Here is a 13339-nt window from a genome sequence, read left to right as displayed (position 1 = left end):
GCGAAATCGGCGCGACGCCCGATTGGATCACTGAGGAAAGCTCCGAATGCGCCTACTGTTGAGGGATGCAGCGGCGGATCTTCGGCATTGAGACTGAGTTCGGGGTGACCTGCACCTTCCACGGGCAGCGCAGGCTGTCCCCGGATGAGGTCGCGCGTTATCTGTTCCGCCGGGTCGTCTCGTGGGGACGCTCGTCGAACGTCTTCCTGCGCAACGGCTCTCGGCTCTACCTGGACGTGGGCTCGCACCCCGAGTACGCGACGGCGGAATGCGACGACCTCGCCCAGCTCGTCACGCATGACAAGGCTGGTGAGCGCATCCTCGAGGACCTGCTCGTCGACGCCGAGCGCAGGCTCGCCGACGAGGGCATCGGGGGAGACATCTTCCTGTTCAAGAACAACACCGACTCCGCGGGCAACTCCTACGGTTGCCACGAGAACTACCTGGTCGCGCGGGCGGGGGAGTTCTCCCGCATCGCCGACGTCCTGCTGCCGTTCCTGGTGACGAGGCAGCTCATCTGCGGCGCGGGCAAGGTGCTCCAGACGCCGCGCGGAGCGGTCTACTGCCTCTCGCAGCGGGCCGAGCACATCTGGGAGGGCGTGTCCAGCGCCACCACCCGGTCCCGCCCGATCATCAACACCCGCGACGAGCCGCACGCCGACGCCGAGCGCTACCGCAGGCTCCACGTCATCGTGGGCGACTCGAACATGTCCGAGGTGACCACGCTGCTCAAGGTGGGCAGCGCGAACCTGGTGCTCGAGATGATCGAGCAGGGCGTCCAGTTCCGCGACTTCAGCCTGGACAACCCGATCCGTGCGATCCGCGAGATCAGCCACGACCTGACCGGCAGGCGCACCGTGCGGCTGGCGGGCGGCAAGGAGGCCTCGGCGCTGGACATCCAGCGCGAGTACTACGAGCGCGCGGTGGAGCACGTGGCCAAGCGCGCGCCGGACCCCATGGCCGAACGGGTGCTGGAGCTGTGGGGCCGCACGTTGGACGCGGTCGCGTCGGAGGACCTGTCCAAGATCGACCGCGAGATCGACTGGGCCATCAAGTACCGGCTGATGGAGCGCTACCAGGCCAAGCACGACATGGACCTGTCCAACCCGCGCATCGCCCAGCTCGACCTCGCCTACCACGACATCCGGCGCGGCCGGGGCATCTTCGACCTGCTCCAGCGCAAGGACCAGGTGGAGCGGGTGACCGACGACGGCGAGATCGAGGCCGCCAAGGACACCCCGCCGCAGACCACGCGGGCCAAGCTGCGCGGTGACTTCATCGCCGCCGCGCAGGCCGCGGGCCGCGACTTCACCGTCGACTGGGTGCACCTGAAGCTCAACGACCAGGCGCAGCGCACCGTGCTGTGCAAGGACCCGTTCCGCGCCGTGGACGAGCGCGTGGAACGGCTGATCTCCTCGCTCTAGCCGGGCGGGGCACGACGGGACGACCCCGGGCCGCGTGGCCCGGGGTCTCTCTCGGCCCTATTGACAAAACAGATTTTTACGTACAACATGATTTTTGCGATGAGAGACGTCCTGTACCTGGAGCAGATCGAGCAGGCCGAGGCACTGCTCAAGCCGCAGCGCATCGAGGTGCTGCGGCAACTGGCCGAGCCGCGGTCGTGCACCGAGGTGGCCGCCGCGCTCGACCAGACCCCGCAGCGGGTCTACTACCACGTGAAACGCCTGGTCGAAGCCGGTCTCGTGACGCAGGTGAACGAGCGGCGCGTGCGCGGCATCAACGAAGGCGTGTACCAGGCGAGCGCGCGCTCGTACTGGCTGTCGCCGGGCCTGGTCGGCCGGCTCGGGCTGCGCCGGGCGCAGGACGAGCTGAGCCTGGGGTACCTGCTGGACCTCGTGGAACGGGTCCAGGCGGACATCGCGGGCCTCGACCGGACCCGGCCCGAGCTGCCGTCGCTCGGCGTCTCGGGCGAGATCCGGGTGCGGCCCGAGCAGCGGCAGCAGTTCTTCGACGACCTGAAGACGACCTTGCAGGACCTGTTCGCCCGCTACGGCGGCGCGGAGGGCGACGCCTTCCGGCTGGCCGTGGCGTGCTACCCGAAGGAGGAGGAGACCGATGAGTGAGACCGTGGTCCTTCGCGCCCGCACCACCGCGCCCGTCGACCGGGTGCGACGGGCCGTGACCGACGCCGGGGAGCTGGGCACGTGGCTGGCCGAGCACGCGGCCGTGGAGCTGCCCGACCGGTTCGAGTTCTGGGGCCGCACCACCCCCGAGGGCGACGCGCCGCACCAGACGCTGCGGCACGTGGGCGAGGACTCGCTGCGCTTCGACTGGAGGGTCGGCGGCGAGGACACCACCGTCGAGATCGGGTGGGCCGAGGAGGGCGGCGACACCGTGGTCACGCTGTCGCAGAGCCACTTCCCGGGCTGGGACGTGGCCGTCGTGGAGACCAGCGTGCTCGGCTACCTCTACACCTACTGGTGCCTGTCGCTGGCCAACCTGGTCGACCACGTCGAAGGCCGCCCGCTGACGCCGAAGGTGGACTTCGCCACCACCGAGATGCGCGGCGAGGTGCTCATCGGCGCGCCGGTCGACGCGGTGGCCCACTCGCTGGTCGACGCCGGGCAGTACACCCGGTGGTTCGGCGCGAAGATCGACATCGAGGCGTGGGTGGGCGGCCGGGTCGCCATGGGCGGGTTCGACCAGAACCCGCAGCCCGCGAAGGTGGTCGACTTCGAGCCCGGCAGGCGGATGGGCATCGACTGGGGCGGCATGGTGTCGACCTGGGAGCTGGCCGAGTCCGACGGCGGCACCCGGCTGACGTTCGTGCAGAGCGGGTTCGACACCGACCTGCCGCCGTACGGCGCGTGGGCGGGCTGGCTGTCGGGCGTGGCGGAGCTGCGCCGGTTCCACGAGCTGCCCGACTGGCGGCCGATCTGGCTGCGGCCGGAGGTGCCCGGCCTGCCCGAGGGCATGCTCACGGAGAGCTGAGGCGGATCAGCTTCAGCTCGACGGCGGTCCGCACGGCCGCCGTCCGGGTGTCCACGCCCAGCTTGTCGAAGATCCGCACCAGGTGCGTCTTCACCGTCGCCTCGCTGATGAACAGCGCCTTGGCGATCTCGCGGTTCGACAGGCCGCGGGCGAGGTGGTCGAGGATCTGCACCTCGCGCTTGGTCACGGCGGGGGTGGTCGCCGGCCGCAGCAGGCGGCGGGCGATGTCGGGGGACAGCACGGTGCGGCCCGCGGAGGCCTGGCGGACCGCGGCGGCCAGCTCGTCGGGCGGGCAGTCCTTGAGCAGGTAGCCGGTCGCGCCCGCCTCGACCGCGCGCACCACGTCCGCGTCCGAGTCGTACGTGGTCAGCACCACGACCTGCGGCGGGTCGGGCAGGGCGCGCAGCCGCCGGGTGGCCTCCACGCCGTCGATGCCCGCGCCGAGCCGCAGGTCCATCAGCACCACGTCCACGCCCCTGGTCGCGGCGAGGCGGACCGCGTCCTCGCCCGTGGCGGCCTCGGCGACCACCTCGAAGTCGCGGGCCAGCAGCCCGGCCAGGCCGAACCGGACCACCGGGTGGTCGTCCACCACCAGCACCCGCAACAGGCCGGTCACGGCGTCGGCACGCTCACTGCCAGCGCCGTGCCCTCGCCCGGCGCGCTCTCCACCGTCATCGTGCCGCCGAGCTCGGCGACCCGGTCGCGGATCGCGTCCAGCCCGTAGCCCCGGCCCGGTTCCGGGCGGACCGCGGCCGGGTCGAACCCGCGGCCGTCGTCGCGCACGTCGAGCGTCACCGCGTCGCCCAGGTACGTCAGCGTCAGGACGGCGGTGGTGGCGTCGGCGTGCTCCCGGACGTTCGCCAGCGCGCCCTGCGCGACCCGCAGCAACGCCACCTCCACCGGCACCGGCAGCGGGTACGGCTCGCCCTCCACCTCGACCCGGTCGCACAGGGCGCGCAGCGCGTCGGTCAGCGTGCGGCCGCTCAACGGCGAGAGGTCGCGGACGAACCGGCGCGCCTCGGCGAGGTTCTCCTTGGCCACCTCGCGGGCGCGGTCGGTGTCGCCGAGCTCGAGGAGCAGCGTGATGCTGGACAGGCCCTGCGCCAGCGTGTCGTGGATCTCCCGGGCCAGCCGCTGCCGTTCCCGCAGCGCACCGGCCTGGTGCAGCAGCCGGCGGCGGTCGAAGAACACGGCCGCGGTGATCACCGCGACGCCGACCGGGCCGAGCACCAGGCTCGGCTCGACCGTCTCGGCCAGCCGCACCTGCGCGAGCACCACCGCGGCGGTGAGCACGCCGGCCAGCGGCACGGCCACCCGCGGCCGCAGCTGCCGCAGGCACTGGAAGAACAGGGGGATCGCGCACCAGCCGAAGCTCGGCGCCAACCACACCAGCGCCAACCACAGCGCGAGCACGGCGGGCAGCGCGCCGGTCCACCGCACCCCGAACGGGTAGGCCGCGCCCAGCACGGCGGCGGTGAGCAGCACGACGGGCGCGACGCCGTGGTACGCGAGGTACCGCGCCGCCGACGCCGTCAGCAGCACGTAGAAGCCCGCGTGCATCGCCCGGTGCAGCCACACGGGGCCGACCCTAGGCCAGGTTCCGGCCCGCGGGGTCAACCGATGGGTTGAACGGGTGTCGACCGGAACCACCAGGTCGGGGCGGTCGGGCGCGGCCAGGCTCGGAACCGGCACGAAACCGGACGAGGAGGGTGTGGCGATGCGCAAGACCACGATCGCGGTGCTGGTGGCGTTGTCCGTGGCGGGAGCCGGCGGGTACGCGGTGGCCGACCAGCAGCACGGGCGCAGCGGCGTCGCGGTGCGGACCACGACGACCATCACGGTCGACGCGGCCGTCCAGGCGGCGCAGGCGGCGTTGGACGCTGCGGAGAAGGAGGGCCAGCGGGTCACGGTCGCCGTCGTCGACCGGGGCGGCGACCTGGTCGTGCTCCTGCACGGCGACGGCGCCGGGCCGCAGAGCGAGGAGTCGGCCCGCCGGAAGGCGTTCACGTCGGTGTCGTTCAACGCGCCGACGTCGGCGCTCGCGGGCCGGGTGACCGGCGACGGCGCGACGTTGCGCGACATCCCCGGCACGCTGTTCCTGGCCGGCGGGGTGCCGGTGGTGTCCGACGGCGCGCCCGTCGCGGGCATCGGCGTCGGCGGCGCCCCCAGCGGCGACCTCGACGAGCGCTTCGCCCGCGCGGGCCTCGCGGCGATCGGCGGCTGACCGGCGGCTGACCGGCCCGCGGCCGTGACCTGCGCGGACGGGGCGCTTCCCGGGCGGAACGGAGCCCGGGAGGCGCCCCGCCGGGCCGCGGCGTCCGGCCCGGCAATCGGCTGAACGGACCATTCATCCGCGTTCAGGGCGGGGATGGCGTCACCGGGCGTTCGTCCGGGGTTAGGGTTCCGGTGTGGCCATCGCACGTGCCGAACGGCTCGTCAACCTGGTGCTGTGCCTGCTGTCGACCCGGCAGTACCTGACCGCCGAGCGCATCCGCGCCATCGTCCCCGGCTATGCCGACGCCGCGACGGACGAGGCGTTCTTCCGCATGTTCGAACGCGACAAGACCGAGCTGCGCGACCTCGGCGTGCCGCTGGAGACCGGCCGCAGCACCGGCTTCGACGCGATCGACGGGTACCGCATCGCCCGCCGGGACTACGAGCTCGGCGACATCGACCTCGAACCCGACGAGGCCGCCGCCGTGGCGCTGGCCGCCCGGCTCTGGGACTCGCCGCAGTTCACCGGCGCCGCGCACGGCGCGCTCATCAAGCTCCGCGCCGCGGGCGTCGACGTCGACCAGGACGTGCACGTGCCGGTCGAGCCGAAGGTCCGCACCAGCGAACCCGCGTTCCCGCCGCTGCTCGCCGCCGTCCAGCAGGCGCGCGTGGTCGAGTTCGACTACCGCCGCCCCGTGTCGGTCGAGGTGCGCACCCGCACCGTCGAGCCGTGGGGCGTGGTCGCCTGGCGCGGCCGCTGGTACCTCGTCGGGCACGACCGCGACCGCGACGCGCCGCGCTGCTTCCGGCTCTCCCGCATCGTCGGCGACGTCCGCGCGGTCGGCAAGGCGGGCGCCGTGGCGCCGCCCGAGCAGTTCGACCTGCTGTCGTTCGTGGTCCGCAACCAGCCCGCCGCCGACCAGCAGCCCGCCACCGCCAAGCTGTGGGTCGCGCGGGGCCGGGCGCAGGGCGTGCGCAGGCGGGCGAAGGTCGTCGGCGCGCGCGACTTCGACGGCGAGCCCGGCGACGTGCTGGAGATCGAGCTGAGGTTCCCCGACTCGGCCGCCGGGTGGATCGCGGGCTTCGGCCCGGACGTGGTGGTGCTCGAACCGGAAGTGCTGGCCAAGACCGTGCGGGAGAAGCTGCTCGGCGCGCTGCGCGGGGCGGGGGTGCGCGCGTGAACGCCGCCACCGACCGGCTGCCCCGGCTGCTCGCCCTCGTGCCCTACCTGCTGGCCCGGCCCGGCATCCCGATCGACGAGGTCGCCGCCGACTTCGAGGTCACGCCCAAGCAGATCCGCAAGGACCTCGAACTGCTGTGGATGTGCGGCCTGCCCGGCTACGGCCCGGGCGACCTGATCGACCTGTCGTTCGAGGGCGAGACGGTCACCGTCACGTTCGACGCGGGCATGAGCCGCCCGCTGCGGCTGACCGCCGCCGAGGCGACGTCGCTGCTCGTGGCGCTGCGCGCGCTGGTCGAGACGCCCGGAGTGGCCGACCAGGACGCGGTGCAGCGGGCGGTGGCCAAGATCGAGGCCGCCGTCGGCCAGGCGCAGCCCGCCGGCGTGGCCGTGGGACTGGCCCTGCGGGAAGCGCCGGAGACGGCACGCGTGCGCGACGCGGTGTCCGACGGCGTGCGCCGCGGCCGTGCCCTGCACCTGCGCTACTACACGCCCTCGCGCGACGAGATCACCGCCCGGGTCGTGGACCCGATGCGGATGCTGCTGGTGGAGGGCCGCGGCTACCTGGAGGCCTGGTGCCGCGCGGCGGACGGCGTGCGGCTGTTCCGCCTCGACCGGATCGACGCCGTCGACGTGCTGGCCGAGCCCGCCGCCCCGCCGCCCCACGCGACGCCCACCGACACGTCGGAGGGGTTGTTCCAGCCGGACCCGTCGCAGCGCACGGCCGTGCTGGTGCTCGAACCGGACGCCCGCTGGGTGGCCGAGTACTACCCGACCGACGGCCTGGTCGAGTTGCCCGAAGGTCGCGCCAGGGTGCTCATGCGGTACGCCGACACGGCCTGGATGGTGCGGCTGCTGCTCGGGTTGGGCGGCGAAGCGCACGTGGAGCAGCCGCCCGACCTGGTGGCCGAGGTCGCCCGACAGGCCGAGGCGGCGTTGCGCCGGGCGGATCACCTCCCGGCAACCTAGGGCAAGTACGGTGGTGCCGTGCCGTACTTGCCGAGCCTGGTGCTGATCGTCTTCGGGGTGGTGGTGCTCGTCCCGATCGCGGTCCGAGTCATCCGATCCTTGCGTCGCTTCCGCGCCGCAAGCACTCTGGTGGGTGACAGGGTCGGCGACGGCGTCGGTCTGCTGCGGGCGCGCTCTGCCGCGCTCGGGGTGGCCATCGCCGAACGGCGTCCGGATCACGCCCGCGAGGGCAAGCCCCGCGTACCATCGGTGGACCGGGGGAGACAGGAGGACAACCGTGCCTAACCTCGGACCAACCGAGCTGATCATCATCGCCGTGGTGATCATCCTGCTCTTCGGCGCGAAGAAGCTGCCCGACATGGCGCGCTCGATCGGTCGTTCGGCGAAGATCCTCAAGGCCGAGACGAAGGGCCTGCGCAGCGAGGACGACCCGCAGCAGCAGGGCACGACGACGGCGCAGCAGGCGCCCGCGCCGCAGCAGCTGCCGCCCGCCCAGCCGCAGGTGGCCCAGCAGCCGGTCGCGCAGCCCCAGCAGGTCGCCCAGCCCGTGGCGCAGCCGCAGGTGGCCCAGCCGATCGAGCAGTCCGCGCAGAACCTGCAGAACAAGCAGAACACCAACTAGAACCGCGTCGACGAGAGCCTAAGGACGGTCCGCACGGTGGGGGCAAGTCCGGTCCGGTGGTGGGCCGAGCGCCGGGAGCGCCGCAAGATCACGAGTCGTCGGGCCAACCCGGACGGCACGATGTCGTTGAAGCACCACCTCTACGACCTCCGGCACCGCCTGGGTCTGGCGCTGCTGTTCATCGCGGGCGGTGCGATCTTCGGTTTCATCTGGTGGAGCTGGTACCCCTTCGGCCTGCCCAGCCTCGCCTCGATCGTCATCGACCCGTACTGCGGCATCCCGGAGACCCTGCGCCTCACCCAGGAGGGCAAGGGCTGCCAGCTGCTGCAGACCAAGCCGTTCGAGGCCTTCATGATCCGGTTGAAGGTCGGTGCCGGCGCGGGCATGGCGCTGACCGCGCCCCTGTGGCTCTACCAGGTGTGGCGGTTCATCTCGCCGGGCCTGTACGCCAAGGAGCGGCGCTTCGCCATCGTCTTCGTGGCGTGCGCGTCGGTGCTGTTCGTCGCGGGCGCCACGCTGGCGTTCTACATCGTGCCGCAGGGCCTGGCCGTGCTGATCGGCTTCGGTGACGAGCAGTTCATCACCGCCCTCACCGCCGGCGAGTACGTCAGCTTCGTCATGACGCTGCTGCTGATCTTCGGCGTGAGCTTCGAGCTGCCGCTGATCGTGGTGATGCTCAACCAGGTCGGCGTGGTCAGCTACGAGAAGCTGCGCAAGTGGCGGCGCGGCATCATCTTCGGCCTGTTCATCTTCGCCGCGATCGCCACCCCGGGCACCGACCCGATCTCCATGGTCGCGCTGGCCGTGGCGCTCGTGCTGCTGTTCGAGCTGGCGATCCAGATCGCCAGGGTGCACGACCGGCGCGTCGAGCGCAGGCGCAAGGCCGAGGGGCTGGACGACCTCGCGGACGACGAGGCCGCGCCGTTCGACTACACGCCGTCGGCGGTCGAGGAACCGTCACCCGAACCGGTGCCCACTCCCGACCCGACGCCGGCGCCGCCCGGCAAGGTTCGCTACGACGACGTGACCTGATCACTCGATCCGGTGAAGGCTTTGTAGGCTGCCGGACCATGTCGACGTCAACGCGGGCTGCCCTGCTGGTGTGCCCCACCTCGGGCAGGGGCAGGGCCGCGCGCATGGCCGGCACCGTCGCGGAACGGCTGCGCGGCGTGGTCGACCGGCTCGACCTGCACGTGGCGTCCAGCGCCGAGGGCACGGCCGAGGCCGCGCGCCGGGCGGTGGCCGACGGCGTCGACGTGCTCGTCGTCCTCGGCGGCGACGGCGGCGCGCACCTGGCCGTCCAGGCGTGCGCGCAGTCAGCGACGGCGCTGGCCGTGGTGCCCGCCGGCACCGGCAACGACCTGGCCGCGGCCCTCGGCACGACCTCCGTGGACGACGTGGTGACCGCGTTGCGCGAGGGCCACCGCACCAGGTTCGACCTCGGACGGGTGGAGCACGGCCCCTGGTTCGCCACCGTGCTGTGCGCGGGCTTCGACTCCGCGGTCAACGAGCGCGCGAACGCGATGCGCCGGCCCGCCGGACCACGCCGCTACGACCTGGCGATCCTGGCCGAGCTGGCGGCGCTGCGGCCGCAGCGGCTGGTCGTCGAGACCGAGGACGACGTGCTGGAACTGGACGCGCTGCTGGTCGCGGTCGGCAACACGACCAGCTACGGCGGCGGCATCCCGGTCTGCCCGGACGCCTCCACGAGCGACGGCCTGTTCGACCTGACCGTGGTGCGCGCCACGCCGCGCCGCACCCTGCTGCGGATGCTGCCCACCCTCCGCACCGGCCGGCACGTGGACCACCCCGCCGTGCGCACGCTCCGGGCCCGTTCCGCACGGCTGTCCGGGCCGACCTGGGTCGCCTACGCCGACGGCGAGCGGCTCGGCGGCGTGCCGCTGACCACCACGTGCGTCCCGGGCGCCCTCGTCGCCGTCACCGGTGCCGGCTGATCACGTCGCGCTTGCGCCACGAGCCGTGCGGCTCCGTCGTGCCCCGGTCGAACAGCCAGCCGGCGATGGTCAGCACCCCGTCCGCGGCGTCCAACGGCGTGCCGTGCGCCGACTCGACGGTCTCGATCTCGTGCCTGCCGCAGTCCCGGATCGCGTCGCAGCGGACCGAGATCTCACCCTCCACCTGCCACGGCGGAGGCGGTCGCAGCACGTTGCGGTGCGGGTCGCGCGGCAGCGAGACGTGCACGAGGAAGGCCACCTCCTCGAACTCGGCGAGCGCCGACAGCCCCGCGTAGGGCGCGCCGGGCAGGTGGTCGAACACCAGCCCGGCGCCCGGTCTGCCGAGGTGGCCGGCCAACCGCTCGATCCGCGCCTCGGCCAGCCTCAGCACGGCGAGCACCGGGTCGACCTCGACCAGGTCGGGGAACACCCACCGGAGGTCGCCCTCCGCCAACGGGATCGCTTCCACGGCTACCGAGTCTGCCCCATGGTCCATATTCATGGTCTTTATAGCTTCAGTGTTGATTAAAAGAAGCGTCCCGGACCCGGTCGCGGCGCTGTTCCGGGTTCCGCTGCGGATCTGAAGCGATTTTGTCGGTCCCGTATGACAGCCTGGACAGGTGTCAAGCACTCCGCGGTCTCCAGCCGACTCGTACGCGGACTTCCGCCGCCGCTCCTCCCGGCCCAAGCTGGCCGACTTCCTGGGGGTCATCTCGTTCGAACTCGACCCGTTCCAGGAACGCGCCTGCGAGGCGCTGGAAGACGGGCACGGCGTGCTGGTCTGCGCCCCCACCGGCGCCGGCAAGACGGTCGTCGGCGAGTTCGCCGTGCACCTGGCCCTGACCGAGGGCCGCAAGTGCTTCTACACGACGCCGATCAAGGCCCTGTCCAACCAGAAGTACGCCGACCTGGTCGCCCGCTACGGCGCCGCGAAGGTCGGCCTGCTCACCGGTGACACGTCGGTCAACGGCGACGCGCCGATCGTCGTGATGACCACCGAGGTCCTGCGCAACATGCTGTACGCGGGCTCCTCCACCCTCAAGACCCTCGCCTACGTGGTCATGGACGAGATCCACTACCTGGCCGACCGGTTCCGCGGCCCCGTGTGGGAGGAAGTGATCCTGCACCTGCCCGAGTCCGTGCGGCTCGTCGGCCTGTCCGCCACCGTCAGCAACGCCGAGGAGTTCGGCGAGTGGCTCGTCGAGGTCCGCGGCGACACCACCGTCGTCGTCGACGAGCACCGGCCCGTGCCGCTGTGGCAGCACATGATGGCGGGCGGCCGGATGATGGACCTGTTCGCCGGCGAGGCCCCCGACGGGCACACCCGCATCAACCCCCAGCTGCTGCGGCACACCGACGACCTGGCCCGCTTCCACGTGCCGTGGAGCCGCAACCGCAACAACAAGGACCAGCGGGGCCGTCCGCCGCGCGGCTCCGGGTTCAAGCCGCCGTCCCGGGTCGACATCGTGCAGCGGCTCGACGGCGCGGGCCTGCTGCCCGCCATCGACTTCGTGTTCAGCCGGGCGGGCTGCGACGCGGCCGTCCTCCAGTGCGTGCGGGCCGGGCTGCGGCTCAACTCCAACGACGAGGTCGAGCAGATCCGCGAGGTCATCGAGGAGAAGACCAAGGACCTGCCGCAGGGCGACCTGATGGTGCTGGGCTACTGGGAGTGGCGCGAGGCCCTCGAACGCGGCATCGCCAGCCACCACGCCGGCCTGCTGCCCGCGTTCAAGGAGACCGTGGAGGAGCTGTTCGTCCGCGGCCTCGTGAAGGTCGTGTTCGCCACCGAGACGCTGGCGCTCGGCATCAACATGCCCGCGCGCACCGTCGTGCTGGAGAAGCTCGTCAAGTACAACGGCGAAGCGCACGTCGACCTCACCCCCGGCGAGTACACGCAGCTCACCGGCCGCGCGGGGCGGCGCGGCATCGACGTCGAGGGCCACGCCGTGGTGGTGTGGCAGCCCGGCGTCGACCCGAAGGCCGTCGGCGGCCTCGCGTCCACCCGCACGTACCCGCTGCGCTCGTCGTTCCGCCCCGGCTACAACATGGCCGTCAACCTGGTGAACCAGCTCGGCGCCGCGGCGGCCCGGGAGATCCTGGAGCAGTCCTTCGCCCAGTTCCAGGCCGACCGGTCGGTGGTCGGGCTGGCCCGGCGGATCGAGCGCAACCGCGAAGCGCTCGGCGGCTACGCCGAGGCGATGACGTGCCACCTCGGAGACTTCACCGAGTACGCGTCGCTGCGCCGCCGGGTCGCCGAGCGGGAGAAGGCGTTGGCGCGCCAGAACACCTCCGCGAAGCGGGCCGAGGCGGCGCAGTCGCTGGAGCGGCTGCGCAAGGGTGACGTGATCGCGGTGCCGTCCGGGCGCCGGTCCGGGCTGGCCGTCGTGATCGACCCGGGGCTCGAACCGCTCGGCGAGGCGCGGCCGTTCGTCGTGACCGAGGACCGGTGGGCCGGCCGGCTGTCGTCGGCGGACTTCCCCATGCCCGTGGAAGTGCTCGGCAAGATGCGGCTGCCGAAGCAGGTCGACACGCGCTCGCCGAAGTCGCGGCGCGACCTGGCGGCGTCGTTGCGCGCCACCGGGATCGTCGCGCCGGCCATGCGCAAGCGCCGTTCGACGGCGGACGACGACGCGGAACTGGCCACGTTGCGGCGGGCCTTGCGCGCGCACCCCTGCCACGGCTGCGAGAAGCGCGAGGAGCACGCCCGCTGGGGCGAGCGGTACCACCGGCTGCTGGCCGAGACCGAGCAGGTCGAGCGCAAGGTCGCCGCCACCACGCACTCGTTGGCGCGCGAGTTCGACCGGATCCGCGGCCTGCTGCGCGAACGCGGCTACCTGCACGCCGACGAGAACGGGCCCGGCGAGGAGGTCACCGAGCACGGCAAGCGGCTGACCAGGCTCTACAGCGAGTCCGACCTGCTGGCCGCCGAATGCCTGCGGCACGGCGTGTGGCGCGACCTCGACCCGGCCGAACTCGCCGCCGTCGTGTCGGCGCTGGTGTACGAGGCGCGCCGGGACGGTCCGCTGGAAGCCAGGCTGCCACCGGGCAAGGTGGCGGACGCGCTGACCGCGACCGCGCGGCTGTGGGCGGAGCTGGAGGACGACGAGCGCAGGCACCGGCTCGACCGGACCCGGCAGCCCGACCCGGGTTTCGCGTGGGCGGTGTACCGGTGGGCGCGCGGCGAGTCGTTGGAGAAGGTGCTGTCCGCGGCGGAGGAGAACGGCGCCGAGCTCGGCGCGGGCGACTTCGTGCGGTGGTGCCGGCAGGTGATCGACTTCCTGGACCAGATCCGGGACGTCGTCGGCGGCGGTGATCCGGTGGGCGCCGCCGCGCGCAAGGCGGTGGACGCGTTGCGCCGCGGGGTGGTGGCGATGGCCACCGTTTGACAAAGCTTTGCGGGGCGGGTGGGTACCGTGCGGGTGGCTGTGGTTTGATCGCGCCCGCAAG

The 13339-nt window shown here is 72.6% G+C and carries 14 protein-coding genes; 11 read left to right on the top strand and 3 right to left on the bottom strand.

Features of this window, described 5'->3' with window-relative positions; translation table 11 throughout:
- Positions 1–65 precede the first annotated feature (65 nt).
- The 3 genes from pafA to AB0I91_RS11530 all read left to right on the top strand — a co-directional run bounded on the left by pafA (position 66) and on the right by AB0I91_RS11530 (position 2952).
- A complete protein-coding gene (gene pafA, locus AB0I91_RS11540; protein ID WP_053716655.1) occupies positions 66–1424 on the top strand; it encodes a Pup--protein ligase in 1359 nt (452 codons plus the stop codon).
- Between the two features lie 99 nt (positions 1425–1523).
- Complete coding sequence (locus tag AB0I91_RS11535) at positions 1524–2084, top strand: ArsR/SmtB family transcription factor (protein WP_498775870.1); 561 nt, start codon at positions 1524–1526, stop codon at positions 2082–2084.
- Entirely contained in the window at positions 2077–2952 is an 876-nt protein-coding gene (locus AB0I91_RS11530; protein ID WP_499636619.1) for an SRPBCC family protein, read from the top strand. The genes AB0I91_RS11535 and AB0I91_RS11530 overlap by 8 nt, the downstream gene beginning before the upstream one ends.
- Here AB0I91_RS11530 and AB0I91_RS11525 read toward each other — a convergent pair.
- Together AB0I91_RS11525 and AB0I91_RS11520 are read right to left on the bottom strand one after the other, a co-directional pair.
- On the bottom strand, positions 2939–3559 hold the full coding sequence (locus AB0I91_RS11525) for a response regulator (RefSeq protein ID WP_498776133.1): 621 nt from the start codon (positions 3557–3559) through the stop codon (positions 2939–2941). The genes AB0I91_RS11530 and AB0I91_RS11525 overlap by 14 nt on opposite strands.
- A 5-nt stretch (positions 3560–3564) precedes the next feature.
- Positions 3565–4530 (bottom strand): sensor histidine kinase, encoded by a 966-nt coding sequence (locus tag AB0I91_RS11520; RefSeq protein ID WP_499636617.1) that lies wholly within the window; start codon positions 4528–4530, stop codon positions 3565–3567.
- Between the two features lie 139 nt (positions 4531–4669).
- On the opposite strand from AB0I91_RS11520, the gene AB0I91_RS11515 reads away from it, so the two are divergent.
- The 7 genes from AB0I91_RS11515 (at position 4670) to AB0I91_RS11485 (ending at position 9892) form a co-directional block, all read left to right on the top strand.
- Positions 4670–5176, top strand: coding sequence for a GlcG/HbpS family heme-binding protein (locus AB0I91_RS11515; RefSeq protein ID WP_499636615.1), 507 nt, complete (start codon positions 4670–4672; stop codon positions 5174–5176).
- 184 nt (positions 5177–5360) lie between these two features.
- Positions 5361–6347, top strand: a complete 987-nt coding sequence (locus AB0I91_RS11510) for a helix-turn-helix transcriptional regulator (protein WP_498775878.1) — start codon at positions 5361–5363, stop codon at positions 6345–6347.
- The gene (locus AB0I91_RS11505) at positions 6344–7315 is read left to right on the top strand and encodes a helix-turn-helix transcriptional regulator (protein WP_498775880.1); all 972 of its coding nucleotides are present in this window, start codon (positions 6344–6346) and stop codon (positions 7313–7315) included. The genes AB0I91_RS11510 and AB0I91_RS11505 overlap by 4 nt, the downstream gene beginning before the upstream one ends.
- An 18-nt stretch (positions 7316–7333) precedes the next feature.
- Positions 7334–7600 (top strand): bacteriophage holin, encoded by a 267-nt coding sequence (locus tag AB0I91_RS11500; protein WP_498775882.1) that lies wholly within the window; start codon positions 7334–7336, stop codon positions 7598–7600.
- Entirely contained in the window at positions 7593–7937 is a 345-nt protein-coding gene (gene tatA / locus AB0I91_RS11495; protein WP_498775884.1) for a Sec-independent protein translocase subunit TatA, read from the top strand. Before AB0I91_RS11500 ends, tatA begins: the two co-directional genes overlap by 8 nt.
- 120 nt (positions 7938–8057) lie before the next feature.
- Positions 8058–8969 carry a twin-arginine translocase subunit TatC gene (gene tatC / locus AB0I91_RS11490; protein WP_498776135.1) on the top strand — a complete coding sequence of 304 codons (912 nt, stop codon included), beginning with the start codon at positions 8058–8060 and terminating at the stop codon, positions 8967–8969.
- Between the two features lie 38 nt (positions 8970–9007).
- On the top strand, positions 9008–9892 hold the full coding sequence (locus AB0I91_RS11485; RefSeq protein ID WP_498775886.1) for a diacylglycerol/lipid kinase family protein: 885 nt from the start codon (positions 9008–9010) through the stop codon (positions 9890–9892).
- Here the strand turns inward: AB0I91_RS11485 and AB0I91_RS11480 are convergent.
- Positions 9876–10361 carry a hypothetical protein gene (locus AB0I91_RS11480; protein WP_498775888.1) on the bottom strand — a complete coding sequence of 162 codons (486 nt, stop codon included), beginning with the start codon at positions 10359–10361 and terminating at the stop codon, positions 9876–9878. The genes AB0I91_RS11485 and AB0I91_RS11480 overlap by 17 nt on opposite strands.
- A gap of 151 nt (positions 10362–10512) precedes the next feature.
- Between AB0I91_RS11480 and AB0I91_RS11475 the strand changes: the two genes are divergently transcribed.
- The gene (locus AB0I91_RS11475) at positions 10513–13278 is read left to right on the top strand and encodes a DEAD/DEAH box helicase (protein ID WP_499636614.1); all 2766 of its coding nucleotides are present in this window, start codon (positions 10513–10515) and stop codon (positions 13276–13278) included.
- Positions 13279–13339 lie beyond the last annotated feature (61 nt).

The sequence above is a fragment of the Actinosynnema sp. NPDC049800 genome (assembly GCF_040656635.1).
Classification (GTDB): Bacteria; Actinomycetota; Actinomycetes; order Mycobacteriales; family Pseudonocardiaceae; genus Actinosynnema.
The sequence above is the reverse complement of the archived record's forward strand: the minus strand, read 5'-3'. Positions and strand labels throughout refer to the sequence as shown.

Coding starts and splice junctions, on each gene's coding strand:
- AB0I91_RS11485 (WP_498775886.1), top strand. CDS start 9,008: ATGTCGACGTCAACGCGGGCTGCCCTGCTGGTGTGCCCCACCTCGGGC.
- tatC (WP_498776135.1), top strand. CDS start 8,058: ATGTCGTTGAAGCACCACCTCTACGACCTCCGGCACCGCCTGGGTCTG.
- AB0I91_RS11530 (WP_499636619.1), top strand. CDS start 2,077: ATGAGTGAGACCGTGGTCCTTCGCGCCCGCACCACCGCGCCCGTCGAC.
- pafA (WP_053716655.1), top strand. CDS start 66: ATGCAGCGGCGGATCTTCGGCATTGAGACTGAGTTCGGGGTGACCTGC.
- AB0I91_RS11535 (WP_498775870.1), top strand. CDS start 1,524: ATGAGAGACGTCCTGTACCTGGAGCAGATCGAGCAGGCCGAGGCACTG.
- AB0I91_RS11515 (WP_499636615.1), top strand. CDS start 4,670: ATGCGCAAGACCACGATCGCGGTGCTGGTGGCGTTGTCCGTGGCGGGA.